17 protein-coding genes and 2 pseudogenes are annotated in these 15,157 nt (G+C 64.9%); 12 read left to right on the plus strand and 7 right to left on the minus strand.

What is annotated here, in order from left to right:
- Window positions 1-430 precede the first annotated feature (430 nt).
- Window positions 431-1,480 (plus strand): linear amide C-N hydrolase, encoded by a 1,050-nt coding sequence (locus NGR01S_RS21260; RefSeq protein ID WP_063039534.1) that lies wholly within the window; start codon window positions 431-433, stop codon window positions 1,478-1,480.
- 10 nt (window positions 1,481-1,490) lie between these two features.
- On the opposite strand, the gene NGR01S_RS21265 is transcribed toward NGR01S_RS21260, so the two are convergent.
- Window positions 1,491-2,435, minus strand: a complete 945-nt coding sequence (locus tag NGR01S_RS21265; protein WP_063039535.1) for an AraC family transcriptional regulator — start codon at window positions 2,433-2,435, stop codon at window positions 1,491-1,493.
- A gap of 86 nt (window positions 2,436-2,521) precedes the next feature.
- Between NGR01S_RS21265 and NGR01S_RS21270 the strand changes: the two genes are divergently transcribed.
- Together NGR01S_RS21270 and NGR01S_RS21275 are read left to right on the plus strand one after the other, a co-directional pair.
- Complete coding sequence (locus tag NGR01S_RS21270; protein WP_063039537.1) at window positions 2,522-2,950, plus strand: nitroreductase family deazaflavin-dependent oxidoreductase; 429 nt, start codon at window positions 2,522-2,524, stop codon at window positions 2,948-2,950.
- Window positions 2,951-3,038: 88 nt separating this feature from the next.
- Complete coding sequence (locus tag NGR01S_RS21275; protein ID WP_245664701.1) at window positions 3,039-3,581, plus strand: MOSC domain-containing protein; 543 nt, start codon at window positions 3,039-3,041, stop codon at window positions 3,579-3,581.
- Here the strand turns inward: NGR01S_RS21275 and NGR01S_RS33245 are convergent.
- Window positions 3,555-3,848 (minus strand): AAC(3) family N-acetyltransferase, encoded by a 294-nt coding sequence (locus NGR01S_RS33245; RefSeq protein WP_157107385.1) that lies wholly within the window; start codon window positions 3,846-3,848, stop codon window positions 3,555-3,557. The genes NGR01S_RS21275 and NGR01S_RS33245 overlap by 27 nt on opposite strands.
- A complete protein-coding gene (locus tag NGR01S_RS21280; protein WP_063039541.1) occupies window positions 3,815-4,246 on the minus strand; it encodes a pyridoxamine 5'-phosphate oxidase family protein in 432 nt (143 codons plus the stop codon). The genes NGR01S_RS33245 and NGR01S_RS21280 overlap by 34 nt, the downstream gene beginning before the upstream one ends.
- Between NGR01S_RS21280 and NGR01S_RS31115 the strand changes: the two genes are divergently transcribed.
- Entirely contained in the window at window positions 4,214-4,570 is a 357-nt protein-coding gene (locus NGR01S_RS31115) for a hypothetical protein (RefSeq protein WP_157107368.1), read from the plus strand. The genes NGR01S_RS21280 and NGR01S_RS31115 overlap by 33 nt on opposite strands.
- A gap of 202 nt (window positions 4,571-4,772) precedes the next feature.
- Here NGR01S_RS31115 and NGR01S_RS21290 read toward each other — a convergent pair whose 3' ends face one another.
- Entirely contained in the window at window positions 4,773-5,408 is a 636-nt protein-coding gene (locus tag NGR01S_RS21290; RefSeq protein WP_063039545.1) for a DUF2461 domain-containing protein, read from the minus strand.
- Between the two features lie 412 nt (window positions 5,409-5,820).
- Window positions 5,821-6,003 (minus strand): annotated as a pseudogene (locus tag NGR01S_RS33320) (IS21-like element helper ATPase IstB); the annotation flags it as partial.
- A 79-nt stretch (window positions 6,004-6,082) separates the two neighbouring features.
- On the opposite strand from NGR01S_RS33320, the gene NGR01S_RS21300 reads away from it, so the two are divergent.
- Entirely contained in the window at window positions 6,083-7,051 is a 969-nt protein-coding gene (locus tag NGR01S_RS21300) for an STM4015 family protein (RefSeq protein WP_063039549.1), read from the plus strand.
- Window positions 7,052-7,097: 46 nt separating this feature from the next.
- Here the strand turns inward: NGR01S_RS21300 and NGR01S_RS21305 are convergent, their stop codons facing one another.
- A complete protein-coding gene (locus NGR01S_RS21305) occupies window positions 7,098-7,283 on the minus strand; it encodes a hypothetical protein (protein WP_063039551.1) in 186 nt (61 codons plus the stop codon).
- 99 nt (window positions 7,284-7,382) lie between these two features.
- Complete coding sequence (locus tag NGR01S_RS30435; RefSeq protein WP_084481547.1) at window positions 7,383-8,177, minus strand: NUDIX hydrolase; 795 nt, start codon at window positions 8,175-8,177, stop codon at window positions 7,383-7,385.
- Window positions 8,178-8,297: 120 nt separating this feature from the next.
- On the opposite strand from NGR01S_RS30435, the gene NGR01S_RS21315 reads away from it, so the two are divergent.
- From NGR01S_RS21315 to NGR01S_RS21345, 7 genes and pseudogenes are all read left to right on the plus strand, one after another.
- Window positions 8,298-9,167, plus strand: a complete 870-nt coding sequence (locus tag NGR01S_RS21315; RefSeq protein WP_063039555.1) for a 5'-methylthioadenosine/S-adenosylhomocysteine nucleosidase family protein — start codon at window positions 8,298-8,300, stop codon at window positions 9,165-9,167.
- A 35-nt stretch (window positions 9,168-9,202) separates the two neighbouring features.
- Window positions 9,203-11,236, plus strand: coding sequence for a hypothetical protein (locus NGR01S_RS21320; protein ID WP_157107369.1), 2,034 nt, complete (start codon window positions 9,203-9,205; stop codon window positions 11,234-11,236).
- Window positions 11,237-11,379: 143 nt separating this feature from the next.
- Window positions 11,380-11,631, plus strand: a complete 252-nt coding sequence (locus NGR01S_RS21325) for a hypothetical protein (protein WP_157107370.1) — start codon at window positions 11,380-11,382, stop codon at window positions 11,629-11,631.
- A gap of 14 nt (window positions 11,632-11,645) precedes the next feature.
- A pseudogene (locus NGR01S_RS21330) lies at window positions 11,646-12,250 on the plus strand (dihydrofolate reductase family protein).
- Window positions 12,251-12,314: 64 nt separating this feature from the next.
- Window positions 12,315-13,229 carry an aminoglycoside phosphotransferase family protein gene (locus tag NGR01S_RS21335; protein WP_063039561.1) on the plus strand — a complete coding sequence of 305 codons (915 nt, stop codon included), beginning with the start codon at window positions 12,315-12,317 and terminating at the stop codon, window positions 13,227-13,229.
- 397 nt (window positions 13,230-13,626) lie between these two features.
- A complete protein-coding gene (gene arfB / locus NGR01S_RS21340; RefSeq protein WP_063039563.1) occupies window positions 13,627-14,055 on the plus strand; it encodes an alternative ribosome rescue aminoacyl-tRNA hydrolase ArfB in 429 nt (142 codons plus the stop codon).
- A gap of 441 nt (window positions 14,056-14,496) precedes the next feature.
- The gene (locus NGR01S_RS21345; RefSeq protein WP_157107371.1) at window positions 14,497-15,003 is read left to right on the plus strand and encodes a hypothetical protein; all 507 of its coding nucleotides are present in this window, start codon (window positions 14,497-14,499) and stop codon (window positions 15,001-15,003) included.
- The last annotated feature ends 154 nt before the right edge of the window (window positions 15,004-15,157 follow it).

Raw genomic sequence — 15,157 nt, forward strand, 5'->3', positions numbered from 1 at the left:
TACCGGCGCAGTTTCTTGTAGGACACAGGGGGCCGGGCGGCGGAGGGGGCATCGATGGCCGGGTGTGGTGGCCACTCGTGTTCGGATTGCCGGCGGGGCCGGTGCTGCGAGGGTAACTGACGGTGTAGAGGTGGTTGGGGAGGGTACGGGCTCGGGTTCGATCGCGGCGGCGCCTGATGGGCGAGGTGACACAACGCTCGCGCGCAGTCCTCGACCACGCGCGTCACCCACGTCCGACCCGGGGGGGGCTTCTGTGGAGATCCGCCGAGTGCCGGTGGCCCGCCACGCCGGCGATCGCCGCAGTCCGGTCGTGACGTTCCTCCGGAGGTAATGGGCAGTAGGATGACCGTTACAAATAGCTGGGAAAACAATCCGAGTTCTGGAGTCGGCGGCTTACTCGACAGCGCTTGCGAAAGGGTCCAGCAGACTTATGTGCACTCGTGTGATCTGGCCGGAGGCGAACGGATCCGTCCTGGTGGGCCGGAATATGGACTTCCACAAGGATTTGATGACCAACCTGTGGAAGCAGCCTCGCGGAGTCGTCCGTGACGACGGCGTCCATGGTGAGCTGACCTGGACCTCTCGTTACGGAAGTGTTATCGCGGCCGCCTTCGATATTATTTCGGTGGACGGCCTCAACGAGGCGGGGTTGGGTGGGCATATCCTGTGGCTCGCCGAATCGACCTACGGAGAACTCGACACTTCACGCCCCGCGCTGAGCCAGGCCATCTGGCTGCAGTATTTCCTGGATAATTTCGCCACCGTGGCAGAGGCCGTGGACTGGATCGAGAAAACGAACGTTCAGGTCGTACAGATGCCGGACCCGACAGGTGGGAAACCGCCCGCGGTCCATCTCGCTCTCGATGACGCACACGGTGATTCCGCGATCGTCGAGTACATCGATGGCCACCCGAACGTCTACCACAGTCGCGACTATCGCGTAATGACGAATTCGCCCACCTACGACCGGCAGATCGAACTGCTCACCCGCTGGGAAGGGCTCGGCGGAAACGAACCGGTACCCGGCGATACGCTGGCCGAACATCGTTTCGCGCGCGCGGAATACTATGCGAAACGGCTACCCGAGCCGAACAGTCGACTGGAAGCCATAGCCAGCATATTCAGCGTCATCCGCAACGTGGCGCAGCCGTTCCGCATCCCGGACCCCGGGAAACCGGATGCGTCGCAGACGATTTGGCAGGCGGTGCTGGACTTGACGAACAAGCGGTACGTGTTCGAGTCCACGTTGCGGCCCAATATCGTCTGGGTCGATCTGGCAGATCTGGATTTCGGGGTGGGCTCGCCGCAGCTCAAACTGGACCTGCTCGGGAAGCTTTCGCTGGAAGGCGGTATCGCCGGCGAAGTGAGCGGGTCGTTCGAGGATGCCGGTCCCATGGTGTTCTTCTCGTTCCAGGCCGCCGAAAAGCTCGCGGCGGGGGATACTCATTCGCCGGGCCCGTCGGATCCGGTGAGTCGATAACCGGCCGGGATCACGAGCGGGCCGGGACACGTTCGGTCGCTCGCGCCGCGCTACGGAACTGACCGGGAGCCTGCGAGCGCTCCCGTCGAAACGCTCGACTGAACGCGTAGACCGAGGTGTATCCGACCGACCGGGCGATGGTCTCGAGTGGGTCGTCGCTGTCCCGCAACCGGATCGCGGCCAGATCCATCCGCCATCGCGTCAGGTATTCGGCCGGCGCGGCACCGGTGGCGGCGCGGAACCGCCGCGTCAGCGTGCTGCGGGAGAGCGTCATCTCCGCGGCGAGTGAGTCGATGGTCCACCCCCGGGCCGGCTCCTGATGGAGTTTCGCGAGCGCGTCGCCGACCACCGGGTCGGCCAGCACGCCGAGCCAGGAATCGCGCGCCTCGTCCGGGCTTCTCGCCGACCAGACCCGTAGCAACTGCACCAACAGGATGTCGACCAAGCGGTTGAGTACGAATGCGGTCGCGATCTGCGGGTAGGCCAACTCCCGCGACAGCAGCCGGACGGTGTCGTCGAGACAGTTGCCGCCGTGGTCGGCCCTGATGTGCAGAACCGGCGGCAGCGATGTCATCACCTGCGTCGATACCGTGCGGTCGTATTCGTAACTCGCGCCGAGAATATGCGTCTGCACCGCACCGGTGCCCAGCCGCAACACACTGCCGTTCTCCATCGCCGCGTCACCGCCGCACCCGCCGCACGGGGCCGGCGGCACGCCGGGAGCACTGCTCAACGTGTGCTCAGCCCCGCTCGGCAACAGCACCACATCGCCGGGCATGAGCTGTTGCGCCTCCCCGCCGGACAGGCGCAACCAGGCGGTGCCCGAGGTGACGGCATAGAACGCGGCGTCGCGGCGCGCGTCCCAGGAGATTCCCCAGGTGCCGCCCGCCTCGATGCGTGCTCCCGCGGTCCCGCGGACACCGCCGACCGTGAGTACATCGGCAAGAATGTCCATATGATCAATAATAGTGCGACAAACGGATATGTTTCTGGCCGATTCTGCTATCGATCAATTCACCCGGTACCGCATATGGTCGACCCATGGCAGACGCGGACGACATCATCGAGATGAACACCCAGGTCATCACTGAATTCCGGGAGAAAGGCGGCACCGTCGGCGGTATGTTCGAAGGCTTTCCGCTGATCCTCGTGCATCACAGAGGCGCGAAATCGGGCGTCGAACGCATCGCGCCGCTGGTCCCCTACGTGGAGGATGACCGGATCTTCGTCTTCGCGAGCCTGGGTGGCAGCCCGAAGCACCCGGCCTGGTACCACAACCTGGTGGCCAACCCGGACACCACCGTAGAGTTCGGCGCGGAGACGTTCCCGGTCGCCGCTCGGGTGCTGCCTCGGGCCGAACGCGATGAGATCTACGCCAAACAAGTCGCCGTGCAGCCCCAGTTCGGTGAGTATCAGCGCAAGACCGACCGGGTCATCCCCGTGGTCGAGTTGCAGCGGACGGGTTACTGACGCGGGTGGCCGAGGCTGCCTCGATGCACGCGGGCGGTATCGAATGTATCCGGGCCGCGGGCCGGTGACGCGAGTACACTCGCGGCGAGTGAGAGCAATCGTGACGGCCGTCGGCCGCAGTCGGGAGCACACCTTCACCAAACCCACCGTCGCGAGCATCGGTCTCGTCGCCGGGCAGGGCGTGGAGGGTGATGCCCATCAGGGCGTCACGGTCAAACACCGGTCCCGGGTGGCGCGTGATCCGAGCGCACCGAACCTGCGACAGGTCCACCTCATCCACTCCGAACTGTTCGACGACCTCCGTGCGGCCGGATTCGAGGTGCGGCCGGGACAACTCGGCGAGAACGTCACCACGCGTGGTGTGGATCTGCTCGGTCTGCCCACCGGCACGCTCCTGCGGCTCGGTGCCGAAGCGGTGGTCGAGGTGACAGGTCTGCGCAACCCGTGCGTCCAGATCGACCACTTCCGACAGGGTGTGCTCGAGCGCGTTGTCGGGCGCGACGAGCAGGGGGCGGTGATCCGCAGAGCCGGGATCATGTCGATCGTCCTGACCGGGGGCCGAGTCCTGCCCGGAGACGACATCATCGTCGAACTGCCCACCGGACTACACAGGCCACTTCAACCGGTCTAGAAACGCGCCCTTGTCGTGACCGGGACGTAGTCCCCCGGCGGCCTCGCTCCCACTCGAATAGGCGAGCCGCGGACCGGCCTCAACGGGATCAACTGATTTTTCTGCTGAGCGTGCCAGTGGTGATCCCTCGCCGAGCGATATGCTCAACTCGTGGCCGCCGACGATCGCCGCCGCATCGGCGCCCCATAGGGCGAACGAGACGTGGGGTGGTGACTCCGCGGCACCAGTACTGGTCAGAAGTCGCTCGAGTAGTCCTGGCTGATCCAGCGGTCGGGGCGAATCGTGAACAGGACGGACTGCGCGCCGTCCATCTGATCGGCGAACTCGCGTCCGCCTTCTGGACCGAGATAGCGGACGGCGATGGCTTCCCGCGCCGCATGAGGCGACGGGGTCTCGGCATCGACGACGGTGCCCTCCACGATGACGTACTGATACGGCAACTCTTCGCGCTGGACGACCAAGGTCACCACACCGGCTTCCTGGATGAGCCTGGCCTTGCGCCGGTTCGTGCCGGTGTTGACCCTGATATCACCGCCCGGGACGTAGTCGTACCAGATCGGGACCGAGGCGGGCGGCCGTCCGTCGGTCGCCGCGACCGACAGCACCGCAATGTGCTTGCCCGCGAGGAATTCATGACGTTCGGCTTCGGTGAAAGGTTTCGGCATACCGCATGTAACCGGCCGGTCGGTGGCTCTCTTCCCGCAGCGCATGACGCAGCACCGACCGTCCCGGTCCTTTACTTCGAGTGGACCGAAACGCATGCGGCACCGGCTGTCGCGAGCTACCCGGCAGCCGGAGTTGGTCCGGAGGTGTTCCGAATCGAGGCAACCGTGCCGTCCGAGGACGGCGCCGCGATCGCCGTGGTGGAGTTCTCGACCGCGGACGCCGAAGCCGGGCCGCAATACCGCCGGATGGTTCTCGATATGGCGATGTCGGTGACCTTCCCGCAACCGCTTTCGGATAGTAGGAGTTCCAGTCTTGCGCTCTGACGAAACGAGCACTCCGCCATATGACCGCGGCATTCTGATCGGAGCAGTAGCCGCCCTGCCCGTCTTTGATCCGGTGATCCAGCGCGCTCGGTGGACGGCGTTGCTGCCATGGTGAGCCGTACCGGGGTTCCGGCGGTCGGCCGGTGCCCGAGAACTGGGGTGACTGCTGTGCGGCCCGGCTGCGGGCAACCCGGCTGCGGACTCAGTTGCCGACGACGGCCCCGAGCCACCCCACGATGGGCCGCAGGGTCTCCCACGACGTGCGTACCTCCGTGGCGGCGCGCGGTGTTTTCAGCCAGCCCGGGGTTCCGAACTCCCGGCTGACCACGAGCGTTTTGTGCCGCAGCAGGTCAATGCGCGGGTGGTCGAGTGGATAGCCCCTGGGGCGGGTTTTCAGCTTGCTCCCACCGAGGACGTAGCCCGCCTGGACGAGCTTTTCCAAGACCTTCTCGAACTCGGCGCCGCGCACATCGTCATCCAGGGTGGCGCGCAGGCGGGACAGCTGTTCCGGTGAGGCCGCGTAGAGGCCACCCGCGACGAACAGCCCGGGTGCGCCGATCTGGACGTACCAGCCGACCCCCGGCGCGGTGTGCGCGACGGCGCCCTGATGGGTCTTGTACGGTGATTTGTCCCTGGAGAACCGTACGTCGCGGTAAGGACGGAAGATCTTGACCGGGCCGAAGTCCGGCTCGAGATCGGAGCTCAGCGCGGTCATCGGCCGTTTCACGGCGTCCTCGTAGATGTGCTTGTTGGCAGTCCAGAACGTCTTCGAGTTATCGGCCTCGAGATCCTCGTAGAAGTCCGGCCCCGCGATCGGGAATCCCGCGAACTCGCTCATACCGTCGAATCTATCGCCCGCCGTACGAGTGGGACGACGGGGAGTCGACCGGTCGACCTTAGAGTGCGTCGTGAATCTTCATGCCCAGCGCTTCCGCGGGACGCAAGTCCTCGGCGCGTAGTTCCTGACGATGCCGCGCCGGTGCAGAACGCATCTACGACGGCTGTCCGGACGTCGCCCTCGAGATGATCGAGCACCGCACCGTCGACGGCCGCATCCAGCTGGTCGAGTACAAGCCCCGCGTGCTCGAGCACCTGCCGCTCGGCGCCCCTGCGTGACGCTCACTGTCCGCCGGTTCGGACCCGGTACGGGACCAGGCGCCGAGTACCCGGCCTCGGATCGGCCCGGGCTTCGGGCCGCCCAGCGGATCTCGTGGCGCCGTGTTTCGAGGCGATCGTGATACCCGCCCCGATCACAGACCGTGTATGTATGGCCCCGCCCGCGCAGGCTCGGCTGTGACGGCGGGTAGGCGGATCGACGGCGTGCGTGCGAGGCGGTAGGAATCGGTTCCGGTGTTGATGATGTGGCCGCCGAAAGTGAGTCGGTCGACGATCTTGGCGCTGAGTCGCGGGTCGGTGCAGGTCTTCGGCCGGCCCTGCCCGGTTCGGACTCTGTCGGTACGGCTTGGTAGAACTCGCCGATCGATACCGGCGCGGAATGAAGGATGAGTGGGCATGTCCGAAATCGACCATGTCTGGGAGTTGTGTGGGTTGCGCGCCTTCGACTTCCCTTACCACGATCTACAAGTCGCGGCGCAACTCGGGGATGTGCAAGAGCTGCCTGCGGCGGAATCGGTGGCTTGGCGCATCAACCTGGACTACTGCGTCTGCCACCCGCAGTCATGGGCGGACATCTTCGCGCAGTTCCTCGACATCGTCGACCCGACGCAGGTGCGGGCACTGATCGTGGGTGTCTGGAGCGAGGATTGCGAGGCCGGCCCGGACGTGGTGATCGATGCTCTGGTGGCGGCCCGGCGCCGGTTGCCCGCGTTGCGCGGACTGTTTCTGGGTGACATCGTGCCGGAAGAGTGTGAACTGTCCTGGATCACCCAGGGGCCTGTGACCGAGCTGCTGGAGGCATTTCCCGAATTGGAGGAATTCGGGGTGCGCGGCGGCGAGAACCTGGCTTTCCCCGCCGTCCGGCACGTTCGACTGCGGGAGCTTACTGTGGAAACCTGTGGCATCCCGGTGGATGCTGTGCGCGGTATCGCTGCGAGCGACCTTCCCGCCCTCAATCATCTCGATCTGTGGCTGGGCCCGGGGTATGACGACGTGACCGATCTGGCGCCGATTTTCGCGGGGATCCGCCTGCCGAACCTGACCTATCTGGCATTACGTAACAGCGAAATCCATGACGACATCTGTGCCGCGCTGGCTTCGGCGCCCGTGGTGAGTCGGCTGAAATTCTTGAGTATTTCGCTGGGCGTGCTGACCGACGATGGTGCGGCCGCTCTGCTCGCCGGTCAGCCACTGGGTCATCTGGAATTTCTCGATCTGCAATACAACTACCTGAGTGACGAGATGCGTGACCGGCTGCAACAAGCCTTGGAACCGGAGGGCGTAAACCTGCTCCTGTACGCCGAGCACGACGAGGACGAGGACGAGGCCGGCGAATTCTCGCGTTATGTCGCGGTCGGCGAATGATGCCACGAAGGATCACAAACCGGCCGCTACCAGTCCGCTCGTGATGTCACTTGCGCAGATGTACCGAGGCCGAGGCGCGGGCGGGTGACGACATCGACGCGGTCACTTCGGGCGCTGTCACCTCCCAGGTTCGGCCCTCGGCCGACACTGCCGCCCGCCCGGCGGCGAGTACGTTCTGCAGCCAGTCCACTTGGTTCCCATAACCCAGCGGAATGATGAACTCGTCCTGCATACGATCTGCCCCGACCGGCATCGACTACTGTTTGCCTGATTTTCTGCCGGTCTGCCGGATGGCTGCAGCGTAGGAATTCTTCTTCCCGGCAAACCGCGATCACCGTGATCCGATGACGTTGTCGTCTGCTCGATTACCCGATACGCGTCCGGGTCCGATCACGGACGGGCTTTTGTTCGAGCTGGATTGGGGTGCGGTGCGCAGGATCGGGGGATGCAAAAATATTGCCGGCCCGCTCCGGTAAAGCGCTGCAGGGCGACCACCGTGGCGGGTCGTCTGCTCCCCAGTGGGGATCAGCGCACCTTCCGTACCCGTAATCTTGCGGTGAAAATTTCGTTGGTCGAGAGCCTCGCCCCAGACGATCTCGTAGACCCTGCGTAACTCCGCTACGGTGAATTCCGGGGGGCAGAATCGGGTGGCCAGGGTCGTATATTCCAGTTTGCTTCTGGCTCGCTCGATCGCGTCGGCGACGATCTGCTCGTGGTCGAAAGCCAGATCGGTGCGGGAAGTCAGTACGGATTCGACAGGAGTCCACGCTGCCGTTCGAGCGTCTCCACCTGCTTCGGGTGCTGGCAGGTCGGGTACCAAAGCCAGGTAGCAGATGCTCACTACGCGCCTACGTGGATCCCTGTCCGGGGAGCCATAGGTGCGAAGCTGCTCCAGATGCGCGCTGCCGAGGTCCAGGCCGGTTTCTTCGGTCAGCTCGCGTTCCGCTGCAGCATCCAGGTCCTCGCGGCTATCGCTGAGGAACCCACCCGGTAGGGCCAAGGAGCCCTGCCACGGTGGTGTCCCGCGCTCCACCAGCAGGATCTGCAAAGTGTCATCCCGCACGGTCAGCACCGCAAGGTCTACCGCAATAGCGGCCTCGGTGATTCTCCAGTTCCGCTCGGCCATCTCGGTCTCCTCTCCTCGACGGCAAGTTTACGTCATCTTGACGTAAATGCTGACGGCGGCTACCGTCGCTGCACGGAGCCCGTGACTGGCACTCCACTCTGAACACGTTGGGGAGAAACAATGTTCGTGATTCTGACTGCTCTTGGTGTCGAGCAGGATGCCGTGTTGGAACACCTGGTCGATGTGCAGGTGCATGAGCACGAGAAGGGCACGTTATTCGATGTGGGCACGATCGCTGGGCACCCGGAGCATCGAGTTGCTGTTGGTGTCACCGGCGCGGGCACAACTACCGCGGCCACGCTCACCGAACGTGCCCGGGCTGAATTTGCGCCCGCTGTGATGATGTTCGTGGGTGTCGCCGGTGGGCGGCGGGACTATCTGACCATCGGTGACGTAGTGGTAGCCACCAAGATCCATTCTTACCAGGGTGGGCGAAGTGAGGATGACGAGTTCCTGGTGCGGCCCCGTTCATGGGAGCTTTCGCACCGCTTGGACCAATTGGCCCGGCGGCAATGCAGGAACGACCGTTGGGCCAGGTTTCTGCCTGAGGGGATAGATACGCCAAAGGTGCATTTCGACCCGATCGCGGTGGGAGATGTGGTGTTGAACTCCACCCGGTCGGATCTGGCTCGTCGGATCCACAGCTCTTACAACGATGCGGTCGCCGTGGAAATGGAGGGCTCCGGTTTCGCTCATGCGGCAGCGCTCGGCGATCAATTGCCTGCCGTGGTCGTACGCGGTATCAGCGACCTCGCGGATGGGAGCAAGGCGCGTGCTGATCGTGCCGGTGGCCAGGCCAGAGCTGCGCGAAACGCGGCCGCCTTCGCCATCGCGCTGGCCGTCTCGCTCGAGCCGGGGCCCCACCGGACGGGAAAGAAACCGACACCGCCGGGTCCGACCTTGCCGCCGATCAACAACAAGGTGGTCGCGCGTGACCATGCGAAGGTCGACAAGCAGGTCGGTATGCAGTTCAACTGGGGGCAGGGATGAGCGCCGGTTTCGGCCAGTCACCGACCCAGATGTCGGTGGACAGCAAAGTCTCCGCGACCGACCACGCACAGGTGGGTCAGCAGGTCGGCGTGCAATTCGCCGGTTCCGTACTGCACAACGCGACGATCTACACCACAGAGTTGGGCGATCCGCCCGACCGCCTGCATGAAGTTGCCAGGGCTCATCTGGACGGCGGTAATCCCCGCCGAGCCGAGGAGATATTGCACGGTCTGTTCATGGATAACCAGGGGACCACTGAACGTGCCTATCTCTACGTCCTTTCCATACTCAGCGACCGGCCGTTTACCGAGGTCACCGCAGTGTTATCCGACGAGATCGGCACAGCCATGAAGGTGGCCGCGAGCCACCGGAAGGACGAGTGGCGTGACGCACTCGATGTAATCGATTCGCTCCTGCGCTACGCGCACGCCGAGTTCGTGGAGGGGGTCATAGCGCAGGAACTCAGCGTCGCGCTGGATGCGTTCGGCTCGCTGGCCCCGGCTCGGCAGGACGAAATCGACAGGCATTTGAACTTGATTCTCAGCGGTGCTGTGCAGGAGCGGCTTACCAGTGAGCGCAAGTACCAGGTCGCGGTGGAACGGATGAGTGGCGACCGTGTCCGGCGGGCATGGATGTTCTTCGAAGCCAACCCCCGACCGCCTATGAAGTGGCAGATACCGCCTGTTCGCCCCACCACGACCGAGTGGCGGGACGTAATCCTCGGCTCCGCGGCGATGGCGTGGGCGATTGTTTGCGTAGGCGTCGTCGGGGTAAGCATCGGTGCCGTGGTCGGGCTGGTGGCTATCGCGATCGGCGCTTCGTTTGTGCTGAGATCTACGCTCGAGCAGGAGGCTTCTGAGCGCCACATCTGGAGCCTGCGGGCGAATCATCAGATGCTGCCTTATCAGCAGGCCACGAGGTTCGACAGACTGATTGACCAGTGCTTCAGAGAGCAGCTTCCAGGAAGTCTCTGGGGAGAAGTCACCGTAGGCTACCGGGGATACCTCAAACGTAGGTTGCAACACCAATACTACGGTGAGGAGATCTACCCCGGCGAGCTGAAATGGCTGATCATGTGGCATGTCATGCGAGCCGGCCAACAATTTTCCTACCCATCGCCGACACCCCCCGCCCCGCATCGCGCGGCAAGCTACCGGGCCATCGGTATAGTCGTATGGATAACCGGCCTGGTCTGGATGGTATTCGCTGGCCAACCCGTGGCGGCTTTTCTCGCCGTAGGTGGTTGGTGGGGTGTTCGCGGCATCGCTCGCATAGCTTCCGGCTCCCAGGTACGATCGCTGCTCGATCGGGACGCCGAAGCATTGCTTGCCGAAGAGTGGGCTTCATATCATCGCTGGATCGAAGTTCTTCGCGACCGTCCGCGGGATGCGGAGATGGCCCGCTGGCTGGCCCTTGACAAGGCCTTCCTCAAGGACGACGCGCTACGGCGAGCGAATTTGCGCGAGCGTGACCTGGTGACCCACGTAGTCCTGGCCGAACGAGCCCCTTTCGCGCGTAAGGGCAGGGTGACCGACGGCCCGGCTCGGTACGAGAAGTATCTGGTTCATGTCTTTCTGCTGACTCAATACGGAATACGCACTACGCGGACACATCTGAGTCTCGCTGAGGGTGAGGTGCGCAATGAACAACGTCAGATGTACACCTACGACGCGGTGGCATCGGCTTCCGTCGAGGAGAGGGGCGTGCGTACCTTCCTGGCCGACGGTCGTCCGTTCGGCGATTGCCTCAAAGAAAGGGTGTTTCAGCTGACTTTGCTCAACGGCGTGCGCATTGCGGAGGTCAGGGAGAACGCCCGAGCAGTGGACGACAACTGGTTGACGGACGGCGAAGGGTTGGGCGACGTGGTATCCGCACAGGCCTCGGGGTTCGACAGTGCCCTGCAGGTGCTGGAGGCGGTGGCCACCGAAGGCAGAGATTGGATAGTCCGTGACCGGGAGCGGAAGCAGCGATGGGCACGCAACTGGTGTACGGAACCTTCGTCGGAGCACGAGGAAGGACCAGGGTCAACTTTGGTCGGACCGTCCTACGTTGGAGAGCGTCAGGGTTAGCTGGTCACCGTTGCACGAACCCGGTCCGATGGATGGGGGTCGGGTCGGCAAGCTTTACAGACGAACAGAGTGAGTGAAGACACTGTCATGGTCGCCGAGCTGCGTGACTGGATACGCCCGTCGCTCAACGCACAGGAGTGGATATGCGGGTCGCGGTGACCGGGCATATGAACATCACTGAGGAAACCGCAGTGCTGATGCGCGAGGAGATCATTCGGCTGCTCGCCGAGGTTACCGATCTGTTGGCGGTGAGCTGTATCGCGCGTGGGGCCGATTCGGCGGTCGCTCGAGCAGCACTGGAGGGTGGTCGGATCGAGGTGGTCTTGCCCACCCGGAACTACGGCGCGGCCGATGAGTTTGCGACTTCCGGCCGGTCGAAGCTCGTGACACCCTAGGAAAGGACACCGTCATGCCTGAGCTTCTCGTCGACTTCATCACCTCGCTCGACGGCTACGCATCAGGACAAGGATGGCCCGGTTTCTGGGGCCTGGAGGGCCCGGAGTATCTCGCGTGGCTCGGCGAGCAGCCGAGGTCACCTACCTGATGGGAGCGAACACCTACCGTCTGATGTCGGGCTTCGCCGCCGGCGAGGTCCCGGAGGGCCAAGAGGAGTTCAGGCCCGAAGAAGAGGCGTCGGTCGATGAACTCACGCAAGCGTCCAAGGTGGTGTTCTCCTCCTCCCTGGAGGAGCCGCTGACGTGGGCCAACTCCACGCTGGTCCGCGACGACGCCGTCGAGGCGGTCCGCGCCATGAAGTCGAGTGGCTCGGGGCTCCTCAGCACGATCGGCAGCCTCGGCCTGAGCCGGTCCCTGCTGCGAGCCGGGCTCGTCGACCGCTTCCGGGTGGTGATGTTCCCGGTGATCACCGGGGCGACGGGCGAGGAACGCATCTACGACGGCTATCCGGACGTCGCTCTCGACATGACCGAGCACCGTACCTTCGATGGCCGCATCCAGCTGGTCGAGTACAAGCCCCGCGTGCTCGAGCACCCGCCGCTCGGCGCCCCCGCGTGAAAACTCCTGTCCGCCGGTCCGGCCCACACTCACACTGCATGCCGCCTCGGTACAGTGACTTCGTATGACCGGCACCGAGCTGGAGATCACCGCAGACCTGGTCCGCGACCTGCTGCGGGAGCAGCATCCCGACCTCGCGGGCCTGACCATCCGCGAGGTGGCGGGTGGCTGGGGCAACCAGATGTGGCGTCTCGGGGACGAGTTGGCCGTACGCATGCAGCGTATGGACCCCACCTCGGACCTGCAGCTGAAGGAGCGGCGGTGGCTACCCGCGCTGGCCCCGCGCCTGCCGCTGCCGGTGCCGACCCCGGTGCGATTCGGTGAACCGTCCGAGCGTTTCCCCAAGCACTGGACCGTGATGACGTGGGTTCCCGGCGAGCCGCTCGACCACGCCACGATCAGCCGCGGCGCCCATGCGGCCGATACGCTGGCAGCTTTCCTCCGGGCGCTGCACGTTCCCGCACCCGCCGAGGCGCCGATCGCCACCGACCGCGGCGCCCATCCCAGGGACTGCACAGATGGCTTCGAAGCCTTCTGCCGAGCCGTCGCCCCTGCCGACCGCGCCGCCGACGTCCGGGCGGTCTGGGACGATGCCGTCGCCGCCGGCGTGTGGGCGGGCCCGCCGGTGTGGGTGCACGGCGACCTCCATCCCGCGAACGTCGTCGTCTCGGACGGAACACTCTCGGGCATAGTCGACTTCGGTGACCTGTTCGCCGGTGACCCGGCGTGGGACCTCGCCGCCGCCTGGGTCCTGCTGCCCGCGGACATGGCCACACGGTTCTTCGACAGCTACGCGCTCGCGGACGAGGCGGGGATCCGGCGGGCCCGCGGACTGGCGGCCATGAAGAGTTTGTTCCTGATGCTCATGGGGCAGAACGGAGATCGGGGCCTGCCGGGCGGAAAACCGCACTGGGGGCCGGTGGGCCGAGCGGCACTCGAGCGTGTTCTGTTCTGCTCGTCGGGACGGTCGTGTTGCTGATCGCCGCCCGGGGGCTGGACGCGCTCGTTTCGGGTGACCGACACCCGGAACCGCTGCATCGGCGGTTTCCGCTCGGTGGGGATGGCCATCGAAAGTCCTCTCGCCGTTGTGCAGTACGGCGAGACTACGAACGAGCCGAGCCGCGTCGCATCACTCCCCGGGAGACTTCCCGGTAGTACTCGAGGGGGACACCGTACTGTCCGCTCGCCCTTCGGTCAGGCCCGCGAGGCGAGGCTTCGCGAGGCGTGCGAGTCCGGCGTCGGCGACATCGGTGAGAACGCGACGACCGCGTGCTGCCTGTTACCCGTACCCAAGGTCGTCACTATCGTGAACGAGAGAGTCACCATTCAGCCACTCGGGATAGTGGCCTCGCGAATCGGAAAGACGGCATCGGATCATGGCAGAAGACCTGACCGTGACTCGGACGCTGGTGATACCCGCCGCCGAGTTACGCGAGCGGTTCTCACGCTCGTCCGGCCCGGGCGGGCAGCACGTCAACACCACCGACAGCCGGGTCGAGCTGTTATTCGACCTCGCCAACTCGCCCTCCGTGCCGGAGTCGCTGCGTACCCGGATGCTCGATCGCCTGGCGACCCGCCTGGTCGACGGGGTGCTCACGATCGCCGCTTCGGAGCACCGCGCACAACTGCAGAACCGCGCAGCCGCCCGCGAACGCCTGGCCGCGTTACTGCGCGACGCCGCTGCCCCTCCGCCGCCCGTTCGCCGCGCCACCAAGCCCTCGCGCGGCGCGAAGGAACGTCGCATCGCCGCGAAGAAACGACGCGGCATCACCAAGCGAAAGCGCCGTGCCTTTCCCGACGACTAGCCAGATCGGTGTGAGTGCCCAGTACACATTGACAATGGAAGCCGCGCAGATGGTCTCTCCGCGGGCGATCATGTCTACCGCCTCGTCGAGTGGCAACCATCGGGCCCTCGACGACCGTTTCGGCAGCACCCACCATACTGGGATGGGCAGACATGGACGGCGGATCGGCGAGGGTTTCCTGGACGCAGGCTCGGTGATAATTTGCGCGAGTACGCCTTTGCGCGTGTCCATTCCTTCCTCGGCTTACGCTGTGCTACCCATGCTTGCCGAACCTGCCCCGCGCGTGGATGACTCCTCCCCGGGGGGATCTCTGCCGGTGTAGAACCGCTGACCGAACCGGAGGGGGCAGGGGGTAGGAGCGCGCCCGCCGGAAATCCGGCGGTAGGCACCTCGTCGCGGACCAGGCGTCGCGGTGACACCAGCCGTGCGAAGCTGGGCGGCGTGACTTCCGACATGCTGCCGGTCGGCGATCGCCTTGACCGCATCCGCGCTTTGCTGTCCGGCTTGAACGGACCGCTCGGCAATGGGGAGATGCACGCGTGGGCGAATCTCGGCGAGCCGGCGCGGATGCCCCGTGAGGTGTTCGACCTGATCGAAGGCCTCGGTGTTCTCGAGCGCTGGTACCCCAAGGTGCCGGTAGACGTTCCGGAATCCTCTGCGGAACTGGCTGACCGCCTCACCGAGATCGATGTGGACGGTGCTGTGCACCGGCTGATCGGCCTTGCCTCGACCACGCTCGCCTACGGCTCGCGCGGACGCTATGACCAGGCCAAGGCAGCTGAGGTGTTCGGTTCGCTGGTCCGCCTCCTCGGGCATGGAAGCCGCTGGTGGAGTAACACCGACGGCGCCGGCGGGTGGAACCCCGTGACACGGCACGTGTTCGACGCGGTGGTGATCGGTGTAGGCAGCGGGATCGTCGTCACGATTCTCGTTTTCGACGAAGACTGATCCGATCGCGGAACCGTCATCACGCCAGGGCGAGTCACAGTCTCCGGCAGATAGTGGGTCACTATCTGCCATAAATCGCTACCGCCGGATTTCTGGCGGATGAGCCTCTACCCCGGTCAGGTCAAGGGCATTCTGGCAGACTCGACCCGACGCT

It is taken from the genome of Nocardia grenadensis NBRC 108939 (assembly GCF_001613445.1).
Taxonomy (GTDB): domain Bacteria; phylum Actinomycetota; class Actinomycetes; order Mycobacteriales; family Mycobacteriaceae; genus Nocardia; species Nocardia grenadensis.

Excerpts from the sequence above, each read along its gene's own strand:
- NGR01S_RS21260 (WP_063039534.1), top strand. The coding sequence starts at position 431 with ATGTGCACTCGTGTGATCTGGCCGGAGGCGAACGGATCCGTCCTGGTG.
- NGR01S_RS21265 (WP_063039535.1), bottom strand. The coding sequence starts at position 2,435 with ATGGACATTCTTGCCGATGTACTCACGGTCGGCGGTGTCCGCGGGACC.
- NGR01S_RS21270 (WP_063039537.1), top strand. The coding sequence starts at position 2,522 with ATGGCAGACGCGGACGACATCATCGAGATGAACACCCAGGTCATCACT.
- NGR01S_RS31115 (WP_157107368.1), top strand. The coding sequence starts at position 4,214 with ATGACGTTCGGCTTCGGTGAAAGGTTTCGGCATACCGCATGTAACCGG.
- NGR01S_RS21280 (WP_063039541.1), bottom strand. The coding sequence starts at position 4,246 with ATGCCGAAACCTTTCACCGAAGCCGAACGTCATGAATTCCTCGCGGGC.
- NGR01S_RS21290 (WP_063039545.1), bottom strand. The coding sequence starts at position 5,408 with ATGAGCGAGTTCGCGGGATTCCCGATCGCGGGGCCGGACTTCTACGAG.
- NGR01S_RS21300 (WP_063039549.1), top strand. The coding sequence starts at position 6,083 with ATGTCCGAAATCGACCATGTCTGGGAGTTGTGTGGGTTGCGCGCCTTC.
- NGR01S_RS21305 (WP_063039551.1), bottom strand. The coding sequence starts at position 7,283 with ATGCAGGACGAGTTCATCATTCCGCTGGGTTATGGGAACCAAGTGGAC.
- NGR01S_RS30435 (WP_084481547.1), bottom strand. The coding sequence starts at position 8,177 with ATGGCCGAGCGGAACTGGAGAATCACCGAGGCCGCTATTGCGGTAGAC.
- NGR01S_RS21315 (WP_063039555.1), top strand. The coding sequence starts at position 8,298 with ATGTTCGTGATTCTGACTGCTCTTGGTGTCGAGCAGGATGCCGTGTTG.
- NGR01S_RS21325 (WP_157107370.1), top strand. The coding sequence starts at position 11,380 with ATGCGGGTCGCGGTGACCGGGCATATGAACATCACTGAGGAAACCGCA.
- NGR01S_RS21335 (WP_063039561.1), top strand. The coding sequence starts at position 12,315 with ATGACCGGCACCGAGCTGGAGATCACCGCAGACCTGGTCCGCGACCTG.
- arfB (WP_063039563.1), top strand. The coding sequence starts at position 13,627 with ATGGCAGAAGACCTGACCGTGACTCGGACGCTGGTGATACCCGCCGCC.